This is a genomic window from Streptomyces sp. HUAS MS02, assembly GCF_055702265.1.
Window position 1 is genome coordinate 3,125,453 of record NZ_CM146747.1, and the last position, 13,799, is coordinate 3,139,251.

At 70.9% G+C, this 13,799-nt stretch carries 15 protein-coding genes and 1 pseudogene; 10 read left to right on the top strand and 6 right to left on the bottom strand.

Translation table 11 applies throughout. The features are described 5' to 3' along the window. Positions 1–4 precede the first annotated feature (4 nt). From ACZ9QC_RS13170 to ACZ9QC_RS13185, 4 genes are all read left to right on the top strand, one after another. Positions 5–937: a carbohydrate ABC transporter permease gene (locus ACZ9QC_RS13170; protein WP_472920320.1), complete on the top strand. Its 933-nt coding sequence runs from the start codon at positions 5–7 to the stop codon at positions 935–937. Positions 938–1,016: 79 nt separating this feature from the next. Continuing rightward, positions 1,017–1,448, top strand: a complete 432-nt coding sequence (locus tag ACZ9QC_RS13175; protein WP_472920321.1) for a helix-turn-helix transcriptional regulator — start codon at positions 1,017–1,019, stop codon at positions 1,446–1,448. Between the two features lie 9 nt (positions 1,449–1,457). After that, on the top strand, positions 1,458–1,913 hold the full coding sequence (locus tag ACZ9QC_RS13180) for a VOC family protein (protein WP_472920322.1): 456 nt from the start codon (positions 1,458–1,460) through the stop codon (positions 1,911–1,913). A 233-nt stretch (positions 1,914–2,146) separates the two neighbouring features. Beyond that, positions 2,147–2,884 carry a VOC family protein gene (locus ACZ9QC_RS13185; protein WP_472921674.1) on the top strand — a complete coding sequence of 246 codons (738 nt, stop codon included), beginning with the start codon at positions 2,147–2,149 and terminating at the stop codon, positions 2,882–2,884. Between the two features lie 15 nt (positions 2,885–2,899). Here the strand turns inward: ACZ9QC_RS13185 and ACZ9QC_RS13190 are convergent, their stop codons facing one another. The 3 genes and pseudogenes from ACZ9QC_RS13190 to ACZ9QC_RS13200 form a co-directional block, all read right to left on the bottom strand. Continuing rightward, complete coding sequence (locus ACZ9QC_RS13190) at positions 2,900–3,313, bottom strand: YciI family protein (RefSeq protein ID WP_472920323.1); 414 nt, start codon at positions 3,311–3,313, stop codon at positions 2,900–2,902. 209 nt (positions 3,314–3,522) lie between these two features. Next, positions 3,523–3,768: pseudogene (locus tag ACZ9QC_RS13195) on the bottom strand (hypothetical protein); the annotation flags it as partial. A gap of 63 nt (positions 3,769–3,831) precedes the next feature. Next, positions 3,832–4,428: a dihydrofolate reductase family protein gene (locus tag ACZ9QC_RS13200; protein ID WP_472920324.1), complete on the bottom strand. Its 597-nt coding sequence runs from the start codon at positions 4,426–4,428 to the stop codon at positions 3,832–3,834. A gap of 142 nt (positions 4,429–4,570) precedes the next feature. Here ACZ9QC_RS13200 and ACZ9QC_RS13205 point away from each other — a divergent pair, with 142 nt between their 5' ends. Continuing rightward, positions 4,571–5,155 carry a TetR/AcrR family transcriptional regulator gene (locus tag ACZ9QC_RS13205; protein WP_472920325.1) on the top strand — a complete coding sequence of 195 codons (585 nt, stop codon included), beginning with the start codon at positions 4,571–4,573 and terminating at the stop codon, positions 5,153–5,155. Positions 5,156–5,344: 189 nt separating this feature from the next. On the opposite strand, the gene ACZ9QC_RS13210 is transcribed toward ACZ9QC_RS13205, so the two are convergent. Then, positions 5,345–6,445, bottom strand: coding sequence for a family 2 encapsulin nanocompartment cargo protein polyprenyl transferase (locus ACZ9QC_RS13210; protein WP_472920326.1), 1,101 nt, complete (start codon positions 6,443–6,445; stop codon positions 5,345–5,347). Between the two features lie 111 nt (positions 6,446–6,556). Continuing rightward, positions 6,557–7,963 (bottom strand): family 2B encapsulin nanocompartment shell protein, encoded by a 1,407-nt coding sequence (locus tag ACZ9QC_RS13215; protein ID WP_472920327.1) that lies wholly within the window; start codon positions 7,961–7,963, stop codon positions 6,557–6,559. Between the two features lie 300 nt (positions 7,964–8,263). Between ACZ9QC_RS13215 and ACZ9QC_RS13220 the strand changes: the two genes are divergently transcribed. Together ACZ9QC_RS13220 and ACZ9QC_RS13225 are read left to right on the top strand one after the other, a co-directional pair. Continuing rightward, positions 8,264–8,854 carry an N-acetylmuramoyl-L-alanine amidase gene (locus tag ACZ9QC_RS13220; protein WP_472920328.1) on the top strand — a complete coding sequence of 197 codons (591 nt, stop codon included), beginning with the start codon at positions 8,264–8,266 and terminating at the stop codon, positions 8,852–8,854. Between the two features lie 55 nt (positions 8,855–8,909). After that, on the top strand, positions 8,910–9,839 hold the full coding sequence (locus tag ACZ9QC_RS13225; protein WP_472920329.1) for a 1-aminocyclopropane-1-carboxylate deaminase/D-cysteine desulfhydrase: 930 nt from the start codon (positions 8,910–8,912) through the stop codon (positions 9,837–9,839). Here ACZ9QC_RS13225 and ACZ9QC_RS13230 read toward each other — a convergent pair. After that, positions 9,836–11,431, bottom strand: a complete 1,596-nt coding sequence (locus tag ACZ9QC_RS13230; RefSeq protein ID WP_472920330.1) for a Na+/H+ antiporter — start codon at positions 11,429–11,431, stop codon at positions 9,836–9,838. The two genes, ACZ9QC_RS13225 and ACZ9QC_RS13230, sit on opposite strands and share 4 nt — an antisense overlap. A gap of 59 nt (positions 11,432–11,490) precedes the next feature. Here ACZ9QC_RS13230 and ACZ9QC_RS13235 point away from each other — a divergent pair, with 59 nt between their 5' ends. The 3 genes from ACZ9QC_RS13235 to ACZ9QC_RS13245 all read left to right on the top strand — a co-directional run bounded on the left by ACZ9QC_RS13235 (position 11,491) and on the right by ACZ9QC_RS13245 (position 13,632). Further along, the gene (locus ACZ9QC_RS13235) at positions 11,491–11,751 is read left to right on the top strand and encodes a UBP-type zinc finger domain-containing protein (protein WP_472920331.1); all 261 of its coding nucleotides are present in this window, start codon (positions 11,491–11,493) and stop codon (positions 11,749–11,751) included. A 316-nt stretch (positions 11,752–12,067) separates the two neighbouring features. Further along, the gene (locus tag ACZ9QC_RS13240) at positions 12,068–12,481 is read left to right on the top strand and encodes an ATP-binding protein (protein ID WP_033525425.1); all 414 of its coding nucleotides are present in this window, start codon (positions 12,068–12,070) and stop codon (positions 12,479–12,481) included. Next, on the top strand, positions 12,478–13,632 hold the full coding sequence (locus tag ACZ9QC_RS13245) for an RNA polymerase sigma factor SigF (protein WP_472920332.1): 1,155 nt from the start codon (positions 12,478–12,480) through the stop codon (positions 13,630–13,632). Before ACZ9QC_RS13240 ends, ACZ9QC_RS13245 begins: the two co-directional genes overlap by 4 nt. The last annotated feature ends 167 nt before the right edge of the window (positions 13,633–13,799 follow it).

Sequence of the window (13,799 nt, forward strand, 5' to 3'; positions counted from 1 at the left end):
GCAGATGAGTACGACCATGAGCTCGACCGTCAGCACGGGTGCGGGTACTGGTACTGGTACTGGTACTGGTACTGCTACGGGTACGAGCACGGGTGCCGGCCCGTCCCGCGGGCCGCTGCGCCGCTTCCTCGACTACGCCGTCCTCTCCGTCCTGGCGTTCGTCTTCGCGCTGCCCGTCCTCTATCTCCTCCTCGGCAGCCTCAAGCCGTCCGACGAGGTGTTGAACGGGCTGTCCGGCTTCCTCCCCACCCATCTGTCCTTCGACAACTACTCGGCCGTCCTGGACAGCCTGAACTCCGAGAGCACGGGCTACTTCTGGCAGTTCATGGGCGTCTCGCTGCTGCTGGCGTTCGTGGTGGTGACCGGCGGCCTCTTCGTCAACTCGATGGCGGCGTACGGCCTCTCGCGGCTGCGGTGGCGGGGCCGGGAGTCCGTCTTCACCCTGGTCCTGCTGCTGATGCTGGTGCCGTTCGAGTCGGTGGCCGTGCCGCTGTTCTACATGTTCAACGACCAGCGGAACACGCTCTTCATCCAGGCGCTGCCGTTCGTCGCCAACGCCTTCTCGGTCTACCAGTTCCACACGTTCTTCCGCTCGATCCCACCGAGCATCGAGGAGGCGGCCCGGCTGGACGGCGCCGGCCCCTGGCGCACCTTCTTCGCGATCATCGTCCCGATGTCCAAGCCTGCCTTCGCCTCGGTCGCCATCCTGACCTTCCTCACCCAGTGGGGGTCGTTCCTGTGGCCGGTGCTGATGGTCTCCGACCCTTCGGTACGTCCGCTGCCGCTGGAGATGAGCGTCTTCCAGGGTCAGCAGCCCCCGGACTGGGGCCAGATCCTCGCCTTCGGCGTCCTGCTCGTCCTGCCGGTGCTGATCGTCTTCGCCTTCTTCCAGCGGTGGTTCGTCCAGGGGGTGGCCAGCTCGGCGGTGAAGGGGTGAGCTTCCGCCCGCCCCGGGCGGGCGTACCCCGACGTCCCGGGCGTGGCCCGTTGTCAGTGCCCGGTGCGATGCTGTGGGCATGGACCGGGACGATCTGGTGCGGCTGCGGCGGGCGCGGGACCGCATGGACCGCGAGTACGCCGAGCCGCTGGACGTGACCGCGCTCGCCCGCACGGCGCTGATGTCCCCCGGACACTTCCAGCGCAGCTTCCGCGCGGCGTACGGCGAGACTCCGTACGGCTACCTCATGACCCGTCGGACAGAACGCGCCAAGGCGCTGCTGCGCCGCGGCGACCTCACGGTGACCGAGGTGTGCATGGCCGTGGGCTGTACGTCGCTGGGCTCCTTCAGCTCCCGCTTCACGCAGCTGGTCGGCGAGACACCGAGCGCGTACCGGGCCCGCTCGCACGAGGAGGGCGCGGCCGTCCCCGCCTGTGTCGCGAAGCGCCTGACCCGGCCGTCCCGACACGGCGTACGCATGACGGAACCCGGTGACGCGGACACGGCCTAGCGTGAGGGCATGACTACGAACGATGCGAACGCCGCGCGCGGCCTCCCGGTCCCGGACGTGAAGCTCGCCCAGTGCTTCCTCGCCGTCGACGACCATGACAAGGCGCTCGCCTTCTACCGCGACGTCCTGGGCATGGAGGTCCGTGGCGACGTGGGCTTCGAGGGCATGCGCTGGGTGACCGTGGGCTCGCCGCTCCAACCGGACGTCGAGATCGTCCTGGAGCCGCCCGCCGCCGACCCCGACATCTCCCCCGCCGACCGCGAGACCATCGCCAACCTCCTCGCCAAGGGCGTCCTGCGCGGCGTCAACTTCACCACCACCGACTGCGACGCCCTCTACAGCCGCGTCGAAGCCTCCGGTGCCGACGTCCTCCAGGCCCCCACGGACCAGCCGTACGGCGTCCGCGACTGCGCGTTCCGCGACCCCGCGGGCAACATGCTGCGCTTCATGCAGCGCCGGGACTGACCAGCCGGGTACGGAGAGAGCGCCCGGCTCACGGAAACGGCGTTGCGTGGAGCGGGACGGCGAGAGAGCGTACGAGTCGTTCAGCCGTGGGGCTGGACCGTACGACAGGGAGCGGCGCTGTGGGTGGAGTGGGCGGGAACGGCAAGGACGGCGGAGACGGCGGGGACGGCGGGGGCGACGTCCTGGGCCACGTCTTGGACGGCGGCTCGGTGGGCGGGGAGGGCGAGGTAGGGGTGCCGATCCGGTGGACGTACGCCTTCGTCGACCGGCCGACGGCCGTGTTCGAGCGGGCCTGCGCCTTCTGGACGGGGGTCACGGCGACGCGGCTGTCCGCGCCCCGGGGCGATCAGGGCGAGTTCTACACCCTGCTGCCCGAGACCGGCGACGCCTGTGTGAAGGCGCAGGGGGTCGGTTCGGACGGCGGCGCTCACCTGGATCTCGTGGTCGAGGACGTCCCCGCGCTCGTCGGCCGGGCGGTCCGGCTCGGCGCCGAGGTGGTCGCCCCGCACGACGGCTGGGCGGTGCTGCGCTCGCCTGCCGGGCAGCTCTTCTGCGTGGTGCCGTGGCACGGAGAGGCCGAGCGGCCGCCCGTGGTGGACGGCAGCCGGCTGGACCAGGTGTGCCTCGACGTGCCGCCGGCCGCCTTCGCGGCTGAGGTCACCTTCTGGGCGGCCCTGACGGGGTGGGACTCCCACCCGGGTTCCCGCCCGGAGTTCCATGTACTGCGCCCGCCGGCCGGTCTCCCCCTTCGCATCCTCCTCCAGCGACTCGACGCCCCTCGCCCGGCCTCCGCCCACCTCGACCTCGCCTGCGCCGACGTCGACGCCACCCGAGCGCACCATGAATCCCTCGGCGCCACCTGCGTGTCGCGCCGGACCCACTGGACCGTGATGCGTGATCCGGCGGGCGGCACCTACTGCCTGACGGGCCGGTCCCCGGAGACAGGCGGGCTGCCTCCGACGGCGGGGTGAGACAGCCCGGTCGGCTCAGATGTCCTCCGCGCCCTCCAGCACCGGGCGGATGACCACCGGGTACTCCTTGAGCCCCTCCGGGCCGGGGCACTGGGCGACGCGGGCCGCGATCTCCGTGACGCGGTCCAGGTCGGCGCAGTCCAGGAGCCAGTAGCCGGCGAGCAGTTCGGCGGTGTCCGGGTACGGGCCGTCCGTGACCACCGGTTTGCCGTCGACGTCGGCCGTGACGAAGCGGGTGCTCGCCGGCTCGGCGAGCCCCTGCCCGTCGATCATCTCCCCGGTCTCGGTGAGGTCGTCGTTGATCGCGCTCATGTAGGCGTACATGGCCCGCAACTGCTCCGGCGTCCAGGCCGGGGACTGCTCGGAGGCCCGGCCCCGCATGCCCTCGTAGTCCGCCTGCGTACCGAGGACCATCATCAGGAACTTCATGTGTCCGCTCCTTCGTCCGCCGCGCGGGCCGGGAGCCAGGGGCCGAGCCCGGCCAGGTCGGGCCGCTCCGGTCAGGCTTTCCCCTCGGTCCGCTCCTCGGCCGGGCCCGGGGCCGGGGCTGGGGCTGGGACCGGGTCGGTCGCCTCGGCCGGCTCGGCCACCGCCTCGGCATCGCCGGGATGCGCCGCACGACCGGCCTGACCTGCAGGGCCGCCGTGCCCGGCCCGACCACCGTGACCGCCATGCGCACCATGGCTGCCGTGCGTCCGGCGGGCCACCGCCCGGGGCTTCTCAGCGGCGGCCTCCGCGACCTCGTCGACATACACCGCACACTCGTGGTTCCTGCACGGACCCGGACCCCACACGGGTACCCACGCGCCCAGCGTCTTGTGCCGCCGTACGACCGTGGCCACAGGCTGTCCGCAGACCGAGCAGACATGCTCGACGATGCCCATGCCCTCAGGGTAGGGCCGACGGGGTCGGTGCGCTCCCCGCCGTACACCGGCAATCCCCGGCGCTCAGCGCCGCGCTCGGCGCTTCCTGCTGTACTTCCGTACGACCACCCCGTTGTCGAAGCCGCGCACGTCGTCGAGCGTGAACTCGGCGAGGGCGAATCCGGAGCCGAACATCGGCATGCCGCTGCCCTGCACGACGGGGTACGTCTTGATGATCAGCTCGTCGATCTCGTCGAGCAGCTCGCCCGCGATCACCGAGCCGCCGCAGAGGTAGATGCCGAGCTCGCCGTCCTCCGCCTTGAGCTCGCGGACCTTGCCGACCAGGTCGTCCGAGATGATCTCGACGTTCGGGTCGGGCGACTCCCTCAGCGTGCGCGAGGCCACGTACTCGCGCAGATGGGCGTACGGGCTGGTGACGCCCTCCCGCAGCGCCACGTCATAGCTGCCGCGGCCCTGGATGATCGTGTCGTAGTCCTTGGGGGGAAGCCCGTCGGTGCCGATGAGCCGACGGACTTGGCTCGGGTTGGTGTCCGGGTGCTCCGCGATCAGGTACTCGGCGAATTCACCCACCACATACGGATACATGTACGACGCATCACCATCCGGGTCCCCGATGAAGCCGTCGATCGAACATGCGATGAGGTACGTCAGCTTGCGCAAACCGGTCTCTTTCCCTCGTCCGACAGTCAGGTCGCGAGAGGGCAGGCGGCCACCTGTCGGCGCCCTCCCCCGCAATCAACCACTTCAGTTATAGTACTTCAGACGTAGTGGTTGCAAGGGAATTCAGTACTGAGGAGTGCGGATGGTCAGGAACCCCGAGCGCAGGGGCGCTCTGCTGGACGCGGCGGTGGCGGTGCTGGCACGGGAAGGGGCCCGCGGGCTGACGTTCCGCGCGGTGGACGCCGAGGCCGGGGTTCCGGTGGGCACCGCGTCGAACTACTTCGCCGACCGTGACGCCCTGCTCCACCAGATCGACGCACGGCTGAAGGAACGCCTGGCCCCCGACCCGGCCGTGGTCGAGGAGCTGCTCGCCTCACCGAAGGACCGGACCCTGGTCACGGCGTTCATGCGTGATCTGCTGGCCCGCGTCACCGGGGACCGCACCGGCTACCTCGCCCACCTCGAACTGCGCCTCGAAGCCACCCGCCGCCCGGCCCTGTACGCCTCGTACACCGCGTCGGTGCGCGGCGAGCTGGACTTCGGCATGCGCTTCCACCGTGAGGCGGGCCTCCCCGGCGGCGACGAGACCGTCATGGTGCTCTACCTGGCCATGCAGGGCCTGCTGCTCGAACACCTGACCCTGCCGGACGTCCTCGACGACGCCCTTCCCGGGGTCGCCGCCCCCGAGGGCCTGATGGAGCGTGTCGTGGAGACGATCGTCCCGTAATCCGTAAGGAGCGCGGTGAACTGCACGACGAAGCCACGAAGCTCCAAGCCCCGAAAACCCGGCGGGCCCCGCACACCGTGGGGATGTGCGGGACCCGCCGACCACCCGAAGGCGCCGGCACCGTGCGGGGTCAGGTCCGCACGGCACGAGACGACGCCTCCGGAGCATGGACCACCCCTCGGCCCCGCCTCAGCTGCTGCGGCGCGTCACGAATTCGGCCAGTGCGAGCAGACCGCCGGCCGACTCCGGGTCAGGGACCGCGCGGGAGAGTTCGTGCATGGCCCTGGCCATGCGGTCGGCGGCCTGGATCTGCGCCCAGTCGCGCCCACCGGCCCGCTCCACGACCGACGCCGTGCGCTCCAGGTCCCCTTCCGTGTACGGCAGGCCGTACAGCTCGGCGAGTTCGAGAGCCTCCGGGGTGCCGGAGGCGAGGGCGGCGACCACCGGAAGGGACTTCTTGCGGACCATGAGATCCGCCCCGGCCGGCTTGCCGGTGTGACTCGGGTCGCCCCAGATGCCGATCACGTCGTCGATGAGCTGGAAGGCCAGTCCGGCCTCCCGTCCGAACGCGTCCAAGGCCTCGACGTCCTCCTCACCGGCGCCCGCGTACAACGCGCCCACCGCACAGGCACAACCGAGCAGAGCGCCCGTCTTCGCCTCGGCCATGACGAGCACCTCGTCGAGAGTGACCTCCTCCGGCCGGCGTCCCTCCAACTCGGTGTCGGTGTGCTGGCCCGCGCACAGTTCGACGACACAGGCCGCGAGCCGGGCGGCGGCCGCGGTCGACGCCGGATGCGGGTCCTGGGCGAGCAGTTGCTGGGCCAGGGCCTGGAGCGCGTCCCCGGCCAGGATCGCGTCGGGAATCCCGAACACGGTCCACGCGGTGGCCCGGTGTCTGCGCGTGGTGTCCCGGTCCATCACGTCGTCGTGCAGCAGCGTGAAGTTGTGCACCAACTCCACCGCGGCGGCGGCCCGCACGGCGGTGGACTCGCGCCCGCCGAGTGCGGCGACGGCGGCCAGGACCAGCGCCGGGCGTATCGCCTTGCCCGCGTTCCCCGTGACCGGGGTGCCGTCCGTGTCCTCCCAGCCGAAGTGGTAGCGCGCGACGCGACGCATCGAACCCGGTAAGGACCCGATGGCCCGGCGCAGTTCGGGATCGACCGACAGCCGCGCCTGTTCCAGGATCCCCGCCGCCTCGTGTCCTTCAGGTCCGCTCGCCGCGCCCACCCGGCCGGCCGACCCGTCGGCACCGGCGGGTCTCCGCTTCGCCTCCGTCACGGACTCACCCATGGGGTCGCTTGGGAGGGGCCGCGGAGGGCGGCGGTTCCGCTGTGCGCGGGCGCGTGCTCGCGAGGTGTTCCCGCCCGGTGGGGCGGGGACACGGCGTCCGTTCGGACAGGGTCACCGCCAGCGGCCGATCTCGACGTTCTCCAGCACGCCGAGCGCGTCGGGGACCAGGACCGCGGCCGAGTAGTAGGCCGTCACGAGGTACTTGATGATCGCCTGTTCGTTGATGCCCATGAACCGCACGGACAGGCTGGGCTCGATCTCGTCGGGGATGCTCGCGGCCCGCAGACCGATGACGCCCTGGTCCTCCTCGCCGGTACGCAGGGCGATGATCGACGTGGTCCGGGCCTCGGTCACCGGGATCTTGTTGCACGGGTAGATCGGCACTCCGCGCCAGGTGGGGATGCGGTTGCCGGCGATGTCGATGGTCTCGGGGACCAGTCCGCGCTTGTTCAGTTCGCGGCCGAACGCGGAGATCGCGCGCGGATGGGCGAGGAGCATCTTGGTGCCCCGGCGGCGGCAGAGCAGCTCGTCCAGGTCGTCCGGGCTGGGCACGCCGTCGTGCGGCTGGAGCCGCTGGTCGTACTCGCAGTTGTGCAGGAGGCCGAACTCCCGGTTGTTGACGAGCTCGTGCTCCTGGCGCTCCTTCAACGCCTCGACCGTGAGCCTGATCTGCTGCTCGGTCTGGTTCATCGGCTGGTTGTAGAGGTCGGCCACGCGGGTGTGGATACGCAGGACGGTCTGGGCGACGCTGAGTTCGTACTCGCGCGGCGCGGCCTCGTAGTCGACGAAGGTGTGCGGGATGTCCGGCTCACCGCTGTGGCCGGCGGCGAGGTCGATCTCCTTCTCGCCGTACTTGTTGGTGCGCTGCGACGGGATCGAGCGCTGTTCCTGCAGGTGCTCGCTGAGCGTCTCGGCACGTTCGGCGAGTTGCTCGACGGCCTGGCGCGGCAGGACGAGCACCGTGCACGCGGTGACCGCGCGGGCCGTGTACTCCCAGATCGCGTCGGGGTCGAGCAGTGCCTGCTCGCCGAAGTAGGCGCCGTCGGCCAGTACGCCGAGGACCGCGTCGTCGCCGTAGGGGCCGGTGCCGATCTTCTCGACCTTGCCGTGCGCGAGCAGGAACACCTCCTCCGCCTGGCTGCCGAATTCGGCCAGGACGTCGCCGGGCACGAACTCCCGCTGCTCGCACCGCTGGGCCAGTTCGCCCAGTACGTCGATGTCCTCGTAGGTCCGCAGGGCCGGCAGTTCGCCGAGCTCCGCGGGGATGACGGCGACCTGGTCGCCGGTCTTCACAAAGGTGACGCGGCCGTCGCCGACCGCGTAGGTGAGCCGCCTGTTCACCCGGTACGTACCGCCCTGCACGTTCACCCACGGCAGGGTGCGCAGCAGCCAGCGCGAGCTGATCTCCTGCATCTGGGGCGTGGACTTCGTGGTGGTGGCCAGGTTCCGGGCAGCGGCCGTGCCGAGACTCTGCTGCGGCCTGTCCTGCTGCGAGCGAACCTCTTCGCCTACCGACATGCGGATTCCCCTCCGGGTATGCACTGACAGCACTGATCGCGGTCACCGATCTCGCGATCCAGCCTTGCATCGCGGAGCGTGCCGGTGCTATTACCCGAAAGAGCGGGAATGGATCTTCACAGACTGGGCATGTCGGCTGTTTCTGTCGACCACTCGCACCCTCGTACGAGCCCCGGCCGAATCTGACCGGATCCATCCGCGCGCCCCCTCGTCCGCCTCGCCCGCACCGCGAGTTGGGGTACACACCGCGTACGAGGCGGTCACGACCAGCGGCCGTCGCACGGCACGAAGGAGTCGGCCATGGCCCCACCCATGTCCGCGAGCAGGTTTCTCACCGTCCTGAAGAACGAGGGCGTCCGGGTCGTCGAGGTCGGCGACTGGGAACATCACAATCGCAACCATGTGGGCCCCTGGGGGCCCGTCCACGGCGTGATGATCCACCACACCGTCACCTCCGGGAGTGAACGCACCGTCCGTATCTGCCGCAACGGATACGAGGGGCTGCCGGGCCCGCTGTGCCACGGCGTCATCACCAAGGACGGCCGGGTGCACCTCGTCGGCTACGGCCGGGCCAACCATGCCGGCCTGGGCGACGACGACGTGCTGCGGGCCGTGATCGCCGAGAGGCCGCTGCCCGCGGACAACGAGGCCAACACGGACGGCAACCGCCATTTCTACGGCTTCGAGTGCGAGAACCTCGGCGACGGCGAGGACCCCTGGCCGGCGGCGCAGCTCGAGGCCATCGAGCGGGTCTCGGCCGCCGTCTGCCGTCACCACGGCTGGAACCAGCGGTCCGTCATCGGGCACCTCGAATGGCAGCCCGGGAAGGTCGACCCCCGGGGATTCACCATGGCCAACATGAGAGAGCGCGTCCGGGACCGGCTGAAATAGGGCCCGGCGGCGGGCGCGTCCGACACCCACCGGTCATGTGTCCGACAATGGGCACGTGACCGGCCAGCCCTCCACCCCCGACGACCCCACCACCGTCCTGGAGCCCAGGCTGCCGTCACCCCTTCAGGAGGTCGCGGACGAGCGCTTCGCCCGCCACGGCCTCCGGTTGCTGCTCAAGCGCGACGACCTGATCCATCCGCGGCTCGTCGGCAACAAGTGGCGCAAGCTGGTCCCGAACCTGCGCGCGTCGGCGGGCCGCCCGCTGCTCACCTTCGGCGGCGCCTACTCCAACCATCTGCGCGCCACCGCGGCCGCGGGTCACCTCCTGGGCCTGCCCACCATCGGCGTGGTCCGCGGCCAGGAGCTGGCCGACCGCCCCCTGAACCCTTCCCTGGCCCGCTGCACGGCGGACGGCATGCGGCTGCACTTCGTCGACAGGTCGACGTATCGCCACAAGTCCGACCCGGCCACCCTGGCCGCCGTCCTCCGTGCCGCCGACGCCGACGGCGCGTACGTGGTCCCCGAGGGCGGCAGCAACCCTCTCGCCGTCCAGGGCTGCCAGGACCTCGGCGCCGAGCTGCGCGGCCGGGCCGACGTCGTGGCCCTCGCCTGCGGCACCGGCGGCACGCTCGCCGGACTGGCCGCGGGGCTGGCCCCCGCCCAGCGCGCCCTCGGCATTCCGGTTCTCAAGGGCGGCTTCCTCGACGAGGAGATACGGCAGCTTCAGCGCAGGGCGTTCGGCGGGCCGCGCGGCGACTGGAGTCTCGACGACCGCTTCCATTTCGGCGGTTACGCACGGACCTCACCCGAACTGGACGCCTTCGCGGACGACTTCGAGACGCGCCACCGTCTCCCGGTGGAACGTCTCTATGTCGCCAAGTTGCTCTACGGACTCGTCGCCCTGGCGGCGGAGGGCGCCTTCCCGCACGGGACGACGGTCGCCGCAGTGATCACCGGCCGCCCGTTCCCGGAGCCGCCGGCCTAGGAGGCCTCCCGGTAGACGGCCGCCTCCTCCAGGTCCAGCCTCCGCAGCAGGGTGCGCAGCATCTCGTCGTCGATGTGCCTGGAGTCCCGCAGCCTGACGAAGACCTCGCGTTCGGCGCCGATCATCTCGCGCGACAGGCGACTGTAGGTGTCGTCGACACTCTCCCCGGTCACCGGGTTCACGGCGCCGAGCCGCTCCCAGACGGCGTTGCGGCGCCGTTCCAGGACGGTGCGGAGGCGGTCGACCAGCGGGGGCGGCAGTTCGTTGCGCTCGTCCGCGAGGAGCTCGTCCAGCCGGGCCTCGGCCGCCCGGGACGCCTGGGCCTGGGCGTTGGCCTCGGCGAGGGTCTCGGCCTGCTGGTCGCGTCCCGGCAGCTTCAGGAAACGGATCAGTGGCGGCAGGGTCAGTCCCTGGATGACCAGGGTCCCGATGACCGTCGTGAAGGTCAGGAAGAGGATCAGGTTGCGCTCGGGGAAGTCGTCCCCGCCGTTCACGGTGAGCGGGATCGAGAAGGCGATGGCCAGCGAGACGACACCCCGCATGCCGGCCCAGGCGATGACGAACGGCCCCTTCCAGGTGGGGTCGTCCTCCCGTTCCCGGATGCGCCGCGACACCATGCGCGGCAGGAAGGTCGCCGGATAGACCCATACGAACCGGGACACGACGACCACGAGGAAGACGGCCACGGCGTACCACGTGGCGCGGCCCCCCTCGTACTCGCCCAGCCCTTCGAGGACGACCGGGAGCTGGAGTCCGATGAGGGCGAAAACAGATGATTCCAGGAGGAAGGCGACCATCTTCCAGACGGCCTCCTCCTGGAGGCGGGTGGCGAAGTCGACCTGCCAGTTGCGGTGGCCGAGGTACAGGCCGACGACGACCACGGCGAGCACCCCGGAGGCGTGCACCCACTCGGCGAGCCCGTAGGCGACGAAGGGGATGAGCAGGGAGAGGGTGTTCTGGAGCAGCGCCTCCTTGAGGTGGGTGCGCAGCCAGTGGATCGGCACCATCAGCAGCAGGCCCACCGCGACACCGCCGACCGCCGCCACCAGGAACTCCACGATCCCGCCGGCCCAGCTCGCGCCCTCGCCGAGGGTGGCCGCGAGGGCCACCCGGTAGGCGGTGATCGCGGTCGCGTCGTTCACCAGGGACTCGCCCTGCAGGATCGTGGTGATCCGCGACGGCAGGCCCACCCGCCGGGCGACCGCCGTCGCCGCGACCGCGTCCGGCGGCGCCACCACCGCGCCGAGCACCAGCGCGGCGGTCAGCGGCAACCCCGGCACGATCATGTACGCGGCCCAGCCCACGACGAGGGTCGCGAAGAGGACGTAACCGACCGACAGCAGGGCGACGGGTCGCAGTTGGGCCCGCAGGTCGAGGTAGGAGCTGTCGCCGGCGGCGGTGTAGAGCAGCGGGGGCAGGATCAGCGGCAGGACGATCTCGGGGTCGAGTTCGTAGTGCGGCACCCCGGGCAGGTACGACACCGCGAGCCCCACCGAGACCAGCAGCAGCGGGGCGGGCACCGGCGTGCGCCGGGCGGCAGCGGCGACCGTCGCACTCCCTGCGACCAGCAACAGCAAGGGCAAAAAGTGCATCGCTTCCGCCGCCTTCGTTTCCGCGCGATGTTCCGCGCGCCCGTCGTAACCTGGCAATCATGAAACAGTGCACGCACACGGACGCGCTGCCGCACCCCGAGCCCGATCCCCTGAGCGACACCTGCCTGGAGTGCCTGGCCGCGGGGAGCCACCCGGTGCAGTTGCGGATGTGCCTGGAGTGCGGACACGTGGGTTGCTGCGACTCCTCGCCGATGCGCCACGCCACCGCGCACCACAAGGAGAGCGGCCATCCCATCATGCGTACGTTCGAGGCCGGCGAGACCTGGCGCTGGTGCTTCGTGGACCATGTACTCGTTTGACGAACACGACCGAGACGTCGTACGACGGAACCATGTCACCCCGTGACACGTCGACGTACTCGTGTGACACGGTTCGGCGGTCCGGCGCCTGGGTACGTCAATCCGGCGCGTGCTCTTCCTATTTGAGGCCCGCAGACCTCTAGCCACCGAGCGTGTTCATAGGCTTACTATGAGTGACAGCGTGGGGTGGGGTCCTCAGGACCCCGAGGACACGGCGCTCGGTAGCGCGATAGCGTCACCGCTGAACCACGTAGCGCGTTACCCCGGGGGGCGACCCTCGGCCCCCGAAAAAGCTTGTACCACCTTGGAGGTGAGGGTGTCCCAGATCGCAGGCGAGCCCGGGACCCAGGACTTCGTGGAAGTCCGGCTGCCGGCCGCGGGTGCCTACCTGTCGGTGCTGCGTACGGCGACGGCCGGCCTCGCGGCCCGTTTGGACTTCACCCTCGACGAGATCGAGGACCTGCGCATCGCGGTCGACGAGGCCTGCGCGATCCTGCTTCAGCAGGCCGTGCCCGGCTCGGTGCTCAGCTGTGTCTTCCGTCTGGTCGACGATTCGCTGGAGGTCACGGTCTCGGCCCCCACCACCGACGGCCACGCCCCCTCGCGCGACACCTTCGCCTGGACCGTGCTGTCGGCCCTGGCGGGCAAGGTCTCCTCCGCGGTGGCCGACGACAAAACCGTTTCGATCAGCCTCTACAAACAGCGCGGCGCGGGACCCGGGCCGGCGTGAGGAACGGGGACGGGCCGGTGCGGGACGAAGAACGCGGCACACGGGAACTGCCCGCTGAGGACGACGGCGGTCCGAGTGGGCCGGCGCATCTGGCGGACGGCGTCGACGGCATCCCCGAGCAGGCCCGGCCGCACCCGGAGGACGAGTCCTCGGCGGCGGGAGCGTCTCGGTGGGCGGAGCCGTCCGACGACGAGGCGCCCTCCGACGGGCAACGGAATCCGGAGGGTGCCCTGAGGAGCACCACGTCCTCACGAGGGCGGACTGGGGCCTCCCCCGCTCGAGCACAGTCGAGAGCTGGGGGAACGGTGACGGCGGGCGGGACTATGAGCGAGCACGAGCGACACGACGAGGCGAGCGCGCAGAACGCGCAGAGCGTGCGGAACGCACAGCACGACCCTCAGGACCGCAGCGGGGCGCGCGCCCTGTTCGTGGAGCTGCGCGCCCTGCCGGACGGCAGCGCCGAGTACGCGGAGCTGCGCAACCGGCTCGTCCGGATGCACCTGCCGCTCGTGGAGCACCTCGCACGCCGGTTCCGCAACCGCGGCGAGCCGCTGGACGACCTGACCCAGGTCGCCACCATCGGCCTGATCAAGTCCGTGGACCGCTTCGACCCGGACCGCGGCGTGGAGTTCTCCACGTACGCGACCCCGACGGTCGTCGGCGAGATCAAGCGGCACTTCCGCGACAAGGGCTGGGCGGTGCGGGTGCCGCGTCGGCTCCAGGAGCTGCGGCTGGCGCTGACCACGGCCACGGCCGAGCTGTCGCAGCAGCACGGGCGCTCCCCGACGGTGCACGAGCTGGCCGAGAAGCTGGCCATCTCGGAGGAGGAGGTGCTGGAGGGCCTGGAGTCGGCCAACGCGTACTCCACGCTCTCCCTGGACGTCCCCGACACCGACGACGAGTCCCCGGCGGTCGCGGACACCCTCGGCGCGGAGGACGAGGCGCTGGAGGGCGTCGAGTACCGGGAGTCTTTGAAGCCGCTGCTGGAGGACCTCCCGCCGCGCGAGAAGCGGATCCTGCTGCTGCGGTTCTTCGGCAACATGACCCAGTCGCAGATCGCCCAGGAGGTCGGCATCTCCCAGATGCACGTCTCCCGACTGCTGGCGCGCACCCTGGCGCAACTGCGGGAGAAGCTCCTCGTCGAGGAGTAGCGGCGAGAGTCCCGGCGGGAGCGGCGAGAAGAGAGCCGCGGAGGTCGAGGAGGAGCGGGGCGAAGCGACGGTCGCGCCGGCGCGCGACCGGAGCACACCCCTCGACCACACCCGCACACCACGCCCACCTCGACGAACGACACTCCCCCGGCGGCCGGCGATGCCCC